At 68.0% G+C, this 12,979-nt stretch carries 11 protein-coding genes; 2 read left to right on the top strand and 9 right to left on the bottom strand.

Annotated features, from left to right (window positions below):
• Position 1 precedes the first annotated feature (1 nt).
• The 9 genes from IBX18_RS08350 to IBX18_RS08390 all read right to left on the bottom strand — a co-directional run bounded on the left by IBX18_RS08350 (position 2) and on the right by IBX18_RS08390 (position 9,056).
• Positions 2-1,300 carry an FAD-dependent oxidoreductase gene (locus tag IBX18_RS08350; RefSeq protein WP_194833156.1) on the bottom strand — a complete coding sequence of 433 codons (1,299 nt, stop codon included), beginning with the start codon at positions 1,298-1,300 and terminating at the stop codon, positions 2-4.
• 8 nt (positions 1,301-1,308) lie between these two features.
• A complete protein-coding gene (locus tag IBX18_RS08355; RefSeq protein ID WP_194833157.1) occupies positions 1,309-2,184 on the bottom strand; it encodes a family 3 encapsulin nanocompartment shell protein in 876 nt (291 codons plus the stop codon).
• Between the two features lie 48 nt (positions 2,185-2,232).
• The gene (locus IBX18_RS08360) at positions 2,233-3,048 is read right to left on the bottom strand and encodes an SDR family NAD(P)-dependent oxidoreductase (RefSeq protein ID WP_228540600.1); all 816 of its coding nucleotides are present in this window, start codon (positions 3,046-3,048) and stop codon (positions 2,233-2,235) included.
• Between the two features lie 16 nt (positions 3,049-3,064).
• Positions 3,065-4,000, bottom strand: coding sequence for a sulfotransferase (locus IBX18_RS08365; RefSeq protein ID WP_194833159.1), 936 nt, complete (start codon positions 3,998-4,000; stop codon positions 3,065-3,067).
• Complete coding sequence (locus IBX18_RS08370; protein ID WP_194833160.1) at positions 3,997-5,160, bottom strand: MFS transporter; 1,164 nt, start codon at positions 5,158-5,160, stop codon at positions 3,997-3,999. Before IBX18_RS08370 ends, IBX18_RS08365 begins: the two co-directional genes overlap by 4 nt.
• Positions 5,157-6,512 carry a DegT/DnrJ/EryC1/StrS aminotransferase family protein gene (locus tag IBX18_RS08375; protein WP_194833161.1) on the bottom strand — a complete coding sequence of 452 codons (1,356 nt, stop codon included), beginning with the start codon at positions 6,510-6,512 and terminating at the stop codon, positions 5,157-5,159. Before IBX18_RS08375 ends, IBX18_RS08370 begins: the two co-directional genes overlap by 4 nt.
• Before the next feature lie 300 nt (positions 6,513-6,812).
• The gene (locus tag IBX18_RS08380) at positions 6,813-7,178 is read right to left on the bottom strand and encodes a hypothetical protein (RefSeq protein WP_194833162.1); all 366 of its coding nucleotides are present in this window, start codon (positions 7,176-7,178) and stop codon (positions 6,813-6,815) included.
• 39 nt (positions 7,179-7,217) lie between these two features.
• Positions 7,218-7,676, bottom strand: a complete 459-nt coding sequence (locus tag IBX18_RS08385; protein WP_306796195.1) for an ester cyclase — start codon at positions 7,674-7,676, stop codon at positions 7,218-7,220.
• A 39-nt stretch (positions 7,677-7,715) separates the two neighbouring features.
• Positions 7,716-9,056 carry a carotenoid oxygenase family protein gene (locus tag IBX18_RS08390; protein ID WP_194833163.1) on the bottom strand — a complete coding sequence of 447 codons (1,341 nt, stop codon included), beginning with the start codon at positions 9,054-9,056 and terminating at the stop codon, positions 7,716-7,718.
• A 359-nt stretch (positions 9,057-9,415) separates the two neighbouring features.
• Here IBX18_RS08390 and IBX18_RS08395 point away from each other — a divergent pair, with 359 nt between their 5' ends.
• Together IBX18_RS08395 and IBX18_RS08400 are read left to right on the top strand one after the other, a co-directional pair.
• Positions 9,416-12,025 carry an AAA family ATPase gene (locus IBX18_RS08395; RefSeq protein ID WP_194833164.1) on the top strand — a complete coding sequence of 870 codons (2,610 nt, stop codon included), beginning with the start codon at positions 9,416-9,418 and terminating at the stop codon, positions 12,023-12,025.
• Between the two features lie 90 nt (positions 12,026-12,115).
• Entirely contained in the window at positions 12,116-12,955 is an 840-nt protein-coding gene (locus tag IBX18_RS08400) for an adenylate/guanylate cyclase domain-containing protein (RefSeq protein WP_194833165.1), read from the top strand.
• The last annotated feature ends 24 nt before the right edge of the window (positions 12,956-12,979 follow it).

Below are 12,979 nucleotides of genomic sequence, written 5' to 3' on the forward strand. Positions count from 1 at the left end.
GTTATCGCCTTGTCGATTCGGTGCTGCCGAACCGATCCGGCCGCAGCGGGGCCGGTTCGGTGATCGGTTGTTCGCCCGCCAGGATGTGTCTGATCAGCTCGCCACCGGCGGGCGCGAGCCCCATCCCGATATGGCCGTAGCCGACCGCGACCAGCAGGTTGCGCAGACCGGTGCGGCCGATCAGCGGCACCCCGTCGGGCGTGCACGGACGCAAACCGCTCCAGGTCTCCCGGGTCTGTGTTTCTTCCAACTCCGGCAGGTATTCGTGGACGGTCCGCAGCATCCCTTGGACACGCCGGGCGGAGATGTCGTTGTTCATCCCGGTGAGCTCGAGCCTGCCGCCGATGCGCAGCCGATCACCCAGCGGAACCATCGCCACCCGGCCCTCACTCAGCAATACCGGCCTGCTGGGACCACTCGGCGGCATATCGATGGTGACGCTGTAACCCTTGATCGGTTGCAGCATCAGCCCGATCCCCGCTAGCCGAGCACAATCGGTCGACCACGCACCTGCCGCGACGACCACGTCACGGGGGCGGAGATCCCCACGGTTCGTATGCAGCCCTACGACTTTCGTAGCTTGGACCTCGAAGCCGAGCACATCGGTGCGCTCGCAGATCTCGACACCCATCTCGCGCAGCAGCCGACCGAACTCGATCACGAACTCCGGTACACGCAGATAGGCCCCCTCCGGGTTGTGCAGCGCCCCATGAACAGCGAACCGGGTCTTCGGCTCGAGCTCTTCGAGCTCCCGAGGACCGAGGACCCGCAGCGGCACCCCGCTCGCGACGGTCCGTGCCACCGATCGACTGGCAGCCGCAAACCCTTCTGCGGTGCGATAGGTCAGCACAATACCGGGCGACTCGAAAGTCGCAGCGATGCTGGGTGATTCACACAGCCCGAGCAGTATCTCGAGGCTGCGCTTCTTCATCCCGACCAGTACCCGAAAACCGGCCGCCGCAGCCGTCGCCGAGCAGGCCCGCCCGAAATGCCCGAGCCAGCGCAGCAATTCGCCGTCCAGCCGCGGCTTGACATAGAACGCGGCGTCCGGACTCAACATCCCGAGCGTGCGCAGCGATCGAATGCCGGGCTCGGCCAGCGGTGCCGCACCGTGGGTTCCGACGAAACCGGTGTTCCCGTACGAACACGACTGCGGCCCACCGAGCGCCCCGCGCTCCAGCACGGTCACCGAAGCGCCACTGCGCCGCAGGTGATAAGCACAGAACAAACCGGCGACCCCGCCGCCGACAACCACCACATCCGGGTCGCTGCGCACGGGAGCCGCCCCCTCGCTCGTCACGAACCGACCTACACGGTGACGACGAAGAAGTTGGTCGGTAGGTTCACCACGACGCGCTCGTAGATCTCCGCCATGACCGCCGCGCCGGGTTCGCTGAAGGTGCCCGGCGGCGGCTCGGCGAAGCGGATCACCGACCGTCCCGCGTCGAAAAGCTGTGCGCCGTGGCCGAAGTCGCCCACCAGGGCGGTGCCGGGCTCGACCAGCCGGGTGCGGACGATGAACATGCCGTTCTGCTCGAGATCGTCCATCAGCCGTCCGGTGCCCATGGCGCGGTAGTAGTCGACCGGGTTGATGATCATGCCGTCGGCGGTGCCACCCATCTGCTCGACCTCGTTGCAGGCGCGCAGGATCGTCGAAGCGAACGGCCCAGGGGAGGTCATCCGTTCGATCCCGGGAATGTTGAGCAGGCCGCCCTCGCCGCTGATGATCGTGTGGTTCTCGGCGGTGCAGAGCCGGACGATCAGCCGGTAGTTGATGAAGGATTCGAACGTCTCCGGGTCCTCCCACAGCTGCGGCGGCACCTGCACCCAGGCCGTGGTGGTGAGCAGTTCGGGGATCGGCGACTTGTGGAACCGGCTGGCCAGTTCGCGGCGCACGTCGGCGCCTTCGATCGGGGCGTCGTCCGCGCTAGGTGCACTCTCGTGCCAGTAGAAATCGCGTGGATCACGCGACAGATCAACGGCTTTGAGCATATTGCGCGCCGGGTAGCGCGGTTTGCGGCGCGAGCTGGTCAGCGAGTCGGTGATGGTCACGTCGTACTCGACGGCGGCGTCGAGGCCGTCTTTCGCGCAGGCCTCGACGAACATCCGCCCCGGCGAAGGCTCCTTCTTGCGGTCCGCGACCACCTGCGCCAGCGTCTCTTTGACGCCTTCGGTCTTCAGCATGTGTGATTCCTTCCGTGTCATCGGCAACGGTGCCGAGAGCAGTGCTGGTCACTCCGGTTTCGCGCTGGCCTGCCAGGGCAGATGAGCCGCGGACGGTCCGAGCACGCTCGCACCGCCGTCGACCAGCTGTACCGTGCCGGTGAGGTAGGAGGCCCGCGCGCTCACCAGAAAGGTGGCCACGGCGGCCATCTCCTCCGGCCGGGCGATCCGCCCCACCGCCGTGTGCCTGCCCATCGCCTCGAACTGTGCCTCGCTCGGGCCTTCGGTAGAGCGTTGCGCCACAACACGTTCCAGCAGGGGAGTGCGGGTTGCGCTGGGCGCGAGCACATTGACCGTGACACCGTCCCGGCCCACCTCGGCGGCCAGCGACTGGGCGAATCGGACCAGGGCCGTGCGGGTTACGCCGGACATGGCCAGGCCGCTGATGGGGACACTCGCCGTCTCCGAGGCCACGAAAAGCATTCGGCCCCAACGCGCGTCCCGGAGATGTGGCAACGCGCCCAGCGCCACATCGACCGCCGGTATCAGCACCGCATCAACCGCCGCCCGATAGTCCGCCGTCTCGAAGGCTGCCGCGTGGCCGGTCGGCGGCGTGCCACCACTGATGACGACGATGTGCAGTCCGCCGAATTCGGCGGCGACCTCGTCGATCCAACGCCGGGTCGCCGCGCTGTCGGTGATGTCCACGCTGGTGGCATGCACCCGAGCACGTGCCACTTCTTTGACGGCACGCTCGGCCGCAGCGAGCCGCCCGGCGTCGCGCGCGCCGATCGCTACGTGGGCCCCCTCGGCGGCCAATTCCCGCGCGATCGCCAAGCCGATCCCGCTGGATCCGCCCGTCACCAGCGCGACCTTGTTCGACAACCCCAGATCCACGTGGCTAGCCCTTTCCCGTCGAGTCCACGGCGCCGAATTCATAGCCGTACCGGCGCGACAGCGGCCACGACAAGGCCGCGACGGTTCGCCTGTCCGACTTCGACAGCCCGCGCCGCCAGGAGTCGTCGGTCGGCCGCACCACGGTTTCGCCGATCTTGAATCGGTCCGGGTTCCCGGTCACCGTGTGATTGGTATGCAATTCGACCGTTCGATCGGTGACCGGGTTGGCCGCCGGATCGGTCGCACACAGCCGCAACAGCCGGTCGATCGTGCCCGCCGGATCCGCGATGAAGTCTTCGTACCGCAGGAACATGGACCGTTCCGGATAACGCCGGGTGATCGCATGTGTGGCGAGATTGAAGCCGGTCCAGTACCCGGTGCTCTTGCCCGGTGCCATGGCGTACACGTATTCCTTTGGCCTGCTCCAGGATTGGGCCACCGCACGCGGGTCACGCACCAGATGGACGTAATACGGGGTGATCCCGTCGAGGTGCGCCAGCAACGCCGCTTCACCGGGAATCTTCGTGGTATCCACGATCACCCGCGACTCGCTGCGCTCCGCGATGGCTTGGTAAACCTGGGTCATCAGCGCCGCGTGCGCACGGATCTGCTCGTTGTGCAGTCCACGACCGAGCACCCGCCAGGTATGCCGGGTCCGGACGCTGCCGAGTTGCCGCCGGATCACCGCGTCGGCGTGCTCCACCAGGGTCGTGCCCGCCGGTTGGCCGATCGGCAGGATAGTCGACCAGAACGGGCAGTCGACCAGTTTTAGTCCGCAGCCACATTCCTCGTTCACCCCGCGCCCCGCCGCGTTCCGCCACAGGAAGTGCAGCTCGCCGACGTGGAAGAAGCCCGGAATCTCATTGAGGATGTTGCCGATGATGGTGCTGCCGTTGCGGCACCAGCCGGTAATGCACAGGACCTTCACCGTGTTCGTCACCTGTCGACCGCCTTCTCCGTGGTCACCGCTTGCCGGATCGTCATGGCCAGCGCCGAAGCCGCCAGCGCGCAGCCTGCACCGACCACGAAGACGGCCGGGTAGCCGAACCCGGTGGCGATCGCGCCGGTCACCGGCCCCCACACGAACAACCCCAGATCCCAGAACGAGGTGTACGCACCGAGCGCGGCTCCCTGTTTGGCGCTGTCGGTGTTGTTCATGACCATCAACGCCAACGACGGGTGCAGCAGCGAGAATCCGACGCCCATCACTACGGCCCCGAGCACCGCCACCGGCAGACTCGGCGCCCACGCGATGATCAGCAACCCGGCCGCCTCGCCCAGCCCGCACCACGCAGCGACCCGCCGCGGTCCGTACTTGTCCGGTAGGTGCCCGATGAACAAGCGGGTGCCCGCGTACACCGCGCTGAAGGTGCTCAAAACCACTACGCCCGAGTCGATTCCACGCACTTGCAGCCCGTGGATGACGAACGCGGCCAGGCCGACGTAGCCTGCGGCCCCCAAGGCAAGACCGAGACCGGGCAGCACGGCGGGCCGCAGCAGCAACCCGCGCCCGCTGGTCGGCGTGACGTGCGGTTGCGGCGCGACAATGCTGATCAGGACGAGACCGATGAGCGGTGCGACGGAGCAGAAACTCCACACCGCGGTGATGCCGAAGTGCCGGATGGCCGCGCCGAGCGCGGTGCCCAGCGAGATACCACCCCACATGGCCACGCCGTAGAGCCCGATCACCTGCCCGCGACGGTGGTGCGGCGCGAGCGTGACGGTCCAGACCGCACCCGCGGTGAACAGCGCGGCCTCACCGACGCCCAGCAGCAGGCGCACCATGATCAGCCCGGCCAGACCGAGCGGCAGGAAGTACAGCAGGCCGCCCGCCGCGATGGCGAGCGCACCGAACTGCATGACGTTGCGGTGTCCATATCGGTCAGCCAGCCCACCGGAGATCGGACGGGTCAGCAGCGCGGTGAGCGCGGTGGACGTGACAGCGAGACCCACCGCGAGATCACCCGCGCCGAACTCGTCCCGGACATGCGCGGGCAGCACCGGAATCGCCGCGGCCAGGCCGAGGTAGCCGCAGAACAGCCCGCCGAACACTCCGGCCAGTGCGAGTCGGGGGAACGCTCCGGTTTCGGACGAAGTCATCGCCGACCGGCCCAGGTGGAACTGGAACCTTCTTCGTCGTCGAGGGTTTCGGTGACCGCGAGTGCATCCGCGACCTTGCGCACCGCCGCGACCAGGTGGTCACAGTCCGCCAGCGACAGCGTCGAAGACAACGGAATGTCCACTGCCCGTTGCAGATACCGCGTCGCGTTCGGCAGTAGTTCTTTGATGGCCGCGGTCTCCATCCCGCTGAACATGAACCGCCAGTTCCAGAACGCACGGATATTGCGATCGGAGTCCGAACCGAGATTGCGCGCCTCGATGCCCTCGTGGCGCAGCGCTTGCGCGAACCACTGCGCGCGGCCGTTCGGCACCTGAAAGATGAACGCCTCACCGAGATAGGCCCCGGGCGCGACCGGGCGCCGGATCCGGATCCCGGCGACATCGGCCAATGCCGAGGCCACGTAGTCGTAGTTGCGCCGGAACGCGGCCAAACGCACCGGCAGCCTGCCGAGCTCCGCCCGCAGCAGCGCGGCCCGGATCTCATCCATCCGGAAGCTGAGCAGCGGCAGGTCCAGATCGGTGGCGATCGGCGGTTCGCCGTCCGGGAAGTGCCGCCGCAGCCGTCCCTCGTAGGCGCCGGAAAGCACGGTGGCACGGGCGAACAGGGCACTGTCGTCGGTGACGAGGAAACCGCCCTCGCCGCTGTTGAGCGACTTGTCCGACTGGGTGCTGAACGCGCCGGCCAGGCCGAAGGTGCCGAGCTTGCGGCCGTCGAGTTCCGCGCCGAGGGCGGGGACCGCGTCCTCGAAGATCGGCACGTGCATGTCGTCGGCGAAGCGGAGCAGCGCGCCCATGTCACCGGCGAAGCCGCGCATGTGCACCACCATGATGCCCTTGACCTGCGGGGTCCATCGGCTGCGCAGGTCGGCCACGTCCAGGTGCAGGTTTTCGTCGACGTCGACCAGGAAGGGCGTGCAGCCGGCCAGGATGATGGCGCTCGGGGTGGCGGCGAAAGTGAAACCGGGACAGGCGATCAGGCTGCCCGGGGCGATACCCGCGGCCATGATGGCCAAGGCCAGCGCGGTGGTGCCGCTGGAGGTCGCCAGGGCGTGGCGGCAGTCGAAGTAGCGGCACAGGTCCGCTTCGAACTTGCCGCATTCGGTTTCGTGCGGCGGGCGATAGTCGTAGCGGAAGTAGAGGTGACTGCGGATCGCGCGCAGTGCGGCTTCCTCGTCATCGGGGTGAACGCAGACCGCGCCGCGGTCGTAGGTCGGCCATGGGGTCTGGCGAATGGGATTTCCGCCGTCCAAGGCCAGTCGCGAATCGGCGGTTATTCGGGTTCCCGGCAACTGCCGGGCTGCTGCTGAATGGTCGACTTCGTTGTCTGCCATCGTATTTCCCTGCCCAACTCTAAAACATCGGCGAGCCGCCACCTCATCGTCGGTCGAGCTTTTGCCGAAGCTCGTAGGACGATTCCGAAAACGCTACACCGAAGTCTCAATCTGGATACCCGAAATCGATTGTTCAGCAATGACATTGGTTGCTGCGACTTCACTGGGATCGTTTTGTCCAGGCAGCTGGAATTCGGGATGGGGGATATGGCACCGATGCGCCAGTGGGCCAAAAGAGTCGCAGCCGAACAAGTTTCAGTGCTGAAACTCGTTCGGCTGCCGCATCGTATTCGGTCCGGGTTATCCGGCTGTGCGCTGGGCACGCCTGCGCAGCAGATGGTGTCTGATGGCGACGGCGCTGCCCGCGACGACGACCAGCGCGGCGAGCAGGGGGTGGATGTCCTTCGACAGGCTCTGCGCCGGGTCCGGTCGGGTGGCCCAAATAGCCAGTGTGACAGCGTAAGCCACGGCGAGGGCGGCGGCCCACCAGCGGAGCGAGCGGAGCCGGGCATCGCGCAGGGTGCCGATGAGGACGATGGTGACCGGAACGATGGCCACCATCGCGAACTGACCGACGATGAGGACGGGAACGGCCCACGCCGCGATGAGGACGGGCCGTGCGGCGGGATACGTTTCCAGGTCGGGTCGAGGTGTGCTGGTGAACATGGTCTGCTCCTTGATGAATGGGCCGACAAGCGGTCGCGGCTAGGGTCGAACGCCGAGGGTGGCCAGCAGGACGTGCATGTCGGAGTTCACCCAGTACTCGGCGATGCGATCCTGGGTGAGGCGCAGGATGTCCGTGCCGGTGAACCGGACCGCGGTGCCCGAAGGGGCGGTCGCGCCGGGGAATCCGGCGTGATAGGTGCCGACGGCGACCCAGCGGAGCGCGAGGTGGTCGCGCTCGACAATGGGTCCGACCTCGACGCTGAACACGAGTTCGGTGAAGGCGGCTCGGGTCTGCGCGATCCAATCGACCAGGCTTTCCGGTCCGTGGACCGCACTGCCGTCGCCGCCGCCCAGTAGTGCGGCGTGCAAGCGGAAGTCCGGGGCGACGATCTGGTGGGCGAGGGCGTAATCCCCGTTCCAGAGGGACATCCATCCCGCCAGCAGGTCCCGGTAGGTCGGCGGATCATCGATGGTCGTCGTTCGGGTGTTCTGTTCCACGGCAATGCCTTTCGTATGGTCCCGGCATGGGTTTCGAGATCAGTCCTGGTCCGGGATCCAGTGCCCATGGATGCCTGCGGGTACCCGCTGCGGGAGGTCGACGGTGGCGACCGGTGGCTTGGCGAGGTCCGAAGCGTCGAGCACGAGGAGCCGCGACGCGTCGGCCGCGAGGTCGCTGACGATGGTGAGCAGGTATCCGTCGTCCTCCCGCGTGGCGCCCTCGGCCGGCACGAAGACGGCTTCGCCCGGCATTCGGTCCGGTCCGTGTGTGAACAACTGGCGTTGTCCGGTGAGGGTGTCGAATTTGACTGTGTGGTAGCCGGTGAGTCCCGCGCCGGGGAAGGCGACGGCGTAGCTGTAGCGGTTGTGCGTTCCGGTGTGGTCGTCGTTGATGGCGGGGAACTCGATCACCAGATCATCGAGCTCCTCCTCGGTGACCTTGCGGGTGGCCGGGTCGAGGATCCAGCGATGGAAGGTCGTGCCGACGCCGGGGGTGTCGGGGTAACCCGGCGCGCCCACCCACCACTTCCAGGAGGTTTCCCAGGCCGCACGGTCGAAGCGCGGGCATTCCAAGATGATTCGTCCGCGATCATCGACGTAGGAGTTGGCGACATGCAGGATCGCGCCCGCGCTTTCAACGTCGAACCAGACGACCTCGCCTAGTGTGTTCCGCGGCAGCACGCCGAGGCGCAGCGGGACCTGGTCGTGCCAGCGGTACGGGATGCCGGACTGTTCGGCGTGGTCGAAGACGACCGGGGAGCCGAGGAAGACAGCGTGCTCGCGGGTGATCGCGAAATCGTGCATCAGCGCCGAGCCCGCACCGGCGATCGGCGTGGACCGGATGATCTCGCCGCGGGCATCGGCCACGTAGTAGATCAGGTAGGGCGGAAAGGGACTGTAGGAGAAGAAATGTAGTTCTCCGGTCGCCGGGTCCACCTTCGGATGGGCGGTCATGGAGGTGGTCAGCTTGCCACCGAAGTTGTGCACGCCGATCGTCTCCAGCTCGCTGGTAACTTCCCAGGGCAGGTTCGCCTCCTGCAACGCGAGGTAGCGCCCGCCGTGGAAGATGATGCTGGTCGCGGCGGCGCTGACGTCGAGTTCGGTGCCGGTGAACGGGACACCGTCCAGGTACGGCGTTTTCACCCAGCGGTTGCGGTACCACTCGGCGCGGCCGCCGGTCAGCCGGATACCGTGCAGCATGCCCGCGCCGCGGAACCAATGCGTCGGTGTGACTCCGGGTTTGGGGTTGTGGCCGTTGCGGAAGTAGCGCCCGTTCAACTCCGGCGGCAGGATGCCGTGCACGGTCAGGTCGAACGAGGTGTGCTCCTCGGCGGTCGGTGCGAAGTGGCCGGTGAGGTAGGGCAGCGGTCGCGGTTGCATGATTGTCAGTTTTGTGGCGGGGGAGGTCTCCTCGCGTCGGTGATTCCTGCCTATACGGAGGTGGGCGGTACCTATGCCTGCGTTTGGCATGGGAGGTCGATTCGCGGAAGGATCGGCTCGTGAGCGAGCGCCCGTCAGTGAATCAATGGCACAGCGTGTGGCAGCGCGCGCTGAAGCCGAGCGCCGGCGAGGCGGAGTTGTGAGCGAGCGTCAGCGAGGGAACCGAAGACGCAGCGTGCTGGAGCGCACGACGGAGCCGAGTGCCGGCGAGGCGGAGTTGTGAGCGAGTGTCAGCGAGGGAACCGAAGACGCAGCGTGCTGGAGCGCACGACGGAGCCGAGCGCTAGCGAGGCGGAGTCGTGAGTTACCTGGTCGGGCGATCCGAGGAAACCGCGCGGTTGCTTGCGCTGCTGCACGAGGCGCGGGAGTCCCGTGGCGGGGCATTGCTGCTGCTGGGGGAGCCGGGTATCGGCAAGAGCGCGCTGCTGGACCACTTGGCTCAGGCATCCTCAGGCTTCCTGATCATGCGCGCGTCCGGAGCGGAGTTCGAGACGGAACTGCCGTACTCGGCGCTGCACCAGCTGTGCGCCCCGGTGCTGGACCACCTCGACGCACTGCCCGCACCCCACCGCACCGCACTGCGGATCGCGTTCGGCCTGGACACCGGCGCCCCGGACCCGTTCCTGGCCGGCGCGGCGGCGCTGGGTCTGCTGCTCGAGAACGATCGACCGCTGCTGTGCCTCATCGATGACGCGCAGTGGCTGGACCATGCCTCGGCTCGCGCGTTGGCGTTCGTGGCCCGCCGGATCGGCGCCGAACGCGTCGCGATGGTATTCGCCGCGCGGGAAGACGTGGGCGGGCTGGCGCAGCTACCCCAGGTCGACGTGGAGCGATTGAGCGAATCCGAGGCGCGCGCGTTGCTGGTGCGCGAGGTCCCCGCGTCGCTGGACGAGCGGGTGCGTGACCGCATCCTGGCCGAGGCGCGCGGCAACCCGCTCGCCCTGCTGGAACTGCCGCGAACCGCGGGATTGGCGGGCATGGCAGGCGGATTCGACCTGCCCGCGCCGCGCGCCGCCGAACGCAGCTTCCGTGCCCGCCTGGCGACGTTGTCGCCCGAGGTACGGTTACTACTGACCGTGGCCGCGGCCGAGCCGGTCGGCGATCCCGGCCTGCTGTGGCCCGCGGCGAAGCTCTTGGGAGTTGAAGGCGCTGCGGCCGAGGACGTTTCGCTGGTCGAGTTCGGCACGCGCGTTCGGTTCATTCACCCGCTGGCCCGCTCGGCGGTGTACCAGGCCGCGACCGCGGCGGAGCGGCGCCGTGCGCACGGCGCACTCGCCCAGGTGAGCGACCCGGTCACCGACCCCGACCGGGTGGCTTGGCATCGCGCGCTGGCCAGCGCGGGGCCGGACGAGGAGGTGGCGACCGCGCTGACGCGATCGGCGAATCGGGCGCAGGCGCGCGGCGGAGTCGCCGCCGCGGCGGCCTTCCTGGAACGCGCCGCCGCCTTGACACTCGACCCCGTCCTGCGTACCGAGCGGGTCCTCGCTGCGGTCGAGGCCAAGCTGTCGGTCGGGGATTTCGGCGTCGCCGCCGAACTGCTCTCGACCCTGGACTCCGACGATCCGCGCGTCGACCTGCTGCGCGGCCGGATCTCCTTCGCCCGCTTCCGCGGCGGCGACCAGCCGACCGACCATCTGCTCCGCGCCGCCACCCGGCTGGCCGACCACGATCCGGTCCGGTCACGCGAGTGCTATGTGGACGCGATCGAGATGAGCCTGCTGACCGGCGGATTCGACGCCGTGATCGCGGCCGCGCGCACCGCGCCACCCCACCCGCAACCACCGACCAGCGCCGACCTCATCCTCGACGGCATGATCGCGCTGACCGTCGAGGGACATCAGGCGGCCGCGAAGCTGCTGCGCTCCGTCGTGGCCGACAGTGCCGACGCGGCGTGGGCGCGGTGGCCGACCCTCGGCTTCCTGCTCGCCCTCGAACTGTGGGACATCGACGCCATGCGCGGCATCGCCACCAGGGTCACCGCGTCCGGCCGCGAGGTCGGCTCGTTCCACATGCTGCCGATCGGGCTGGCCATGCTCGCCACGGTCACCGCGTACTCCGGCGACTTCGGCGCCGCGACGGCGATGATCTCCGAGGAGGAGGCGATCGCGGAGGCCACCGGCGCGGCCCCGCTCGTCTATCCGCGAATTCACCTGGCCGCCTTGCGCGGTCGGCGCGCCGAGGCCGAAAAGCTGTTCGCCGGTGTCGGCCCGCACATGTCCCTCAGCGTGCAGTACGCCACCGCCGTCCTCAACAACGGACTCGCCGATTACCCCGCGGCGATGCGGGCCGCCGAACGCGCCGTCGCCACCGGCGATCTGGGGCTGGCGGGCCAGGCGCTCCCCGAACTGGTCGAGGCGGCGGTGCGCTGCCACGAACCGGACGTCGCTCGTGCCGCGCTCGCAATGCTCGCCGAACGCGCGGGCGGACATCCGTTCGGGCTCGGAATGCAAACTTACGCAAAGGCTTTGGTCGACGACGATGAGGACTCCTACCGCCAGGCCGTGTCGCTGCTCGATTCCAGCACCTTCGCCATCGCGGCCGGCCGTGCCCACCTCGTCTACGGCGAATGGCTGCGCCGCCAAGGTCGCCGCCGCGACGCCAGAACCGAACTGCGGCACGCCCACGAGGTGCTCGCGGCTCTCGGCGCCGAGGCCTTCGCGGCCCGCGCGGCAGGCGAACTCCGTGCCACCGGCGAGCACACCCGCAGCCGATCCGCCGACGTCTCCGACGCGCTCACCGTGCAGGAAGTACACATCGCCCGCCTGGTCGCCGAGGGCGCAACCTCGAAAGAAGTAGCCGCCAAACTGTTCTTGAGCCCGCGCACCGTAGATGCCCACCTACGCAACATCTTTCGCAAGTTGGGCATCACCTCCCGCCGTCAACTCCGAGATCTCCCAGACCTCCGCTAGCCGCCGCCTGTCCCGCGCCACCAGCCTGCATTCACCGCGGTCGGCTATGGTCGACTCGCTCTCCTCGACCACTACCCTGCGGCGGATTCCATGCTGATCGAGCTCGTACTTGCGGCGGTTGCCGTACTGGAGGCCATCGGACTGGTGGTGCTGCTCGTGCTGTGGGTGCGCAGCCGCCGCCAATCCGAGGAGCTGCAACGCCGGCTCGACGACTTGCAGCGCAGGTTCGATGCCCGGCAACTGCTGCGTAATGGCGGGCGGGAAGCGGTGAAAACCGTGTGGGATACGGCGAACCTGTTGCGCAAGAAAGGGTTCCGTGGCGCGGTCCTCACCTCGATCGAGAACCTGGCGGGCTGGGCGCAGGTGGAACGACCGGATCTGGCGGGCCTGACACCCGACGGTCACGTGGTGATCATGTTCTCCGACATCGAAGGCTCCACCGCCCTCAACGAACGCCTCGGCGACCAGGCCTGGGTCAAACTCCTCGACCGGCACGACCGCCTGACCCGCCAGTGCGTCGCCGAACACGGCGGGCACATCGTGAAAAGTCAGGGCGACGGCTTCATGATCGCCTTCGCCGAGCCCGAACAAGCCGTCTGCTGCGCCCTGGACATGCAGGCCGCCCTGCACAATTCCGGCAAATCCGTTGGCCGCGAACGGGTTCGCGTGCGGATCGGCGTCCACATGGGCAAGTCCGTCCGCCGCGGCGACGACCTCTTCGGCCGCAACGTAGCCATGGCCGCCCGGGTAGCCGACCAAGCCGACGGCAGCGAAATCCTCATCAGCACCCCGGTCCACGACGCCATCGCCGACCACCCCGACATCACCGTCACCGCGGAACGCCAGGTCGAACTCAAGGGCCTGCACGGCAGCCACCATCTCTTCACCGTCGAGCGCACCCGCACCACGTCAACGGACCGCCGCTCGTAGTTCGTCGGTGGCGTTTGGTAGACA

The organism is Nocardia sp. XZ_19_369, assembly GCF_015355715.1.
GTDB lineage: Bacteria > Actinomycetota > Actinomycetes > Mycobacteriales > Mycobacteriaceae > Nocardia.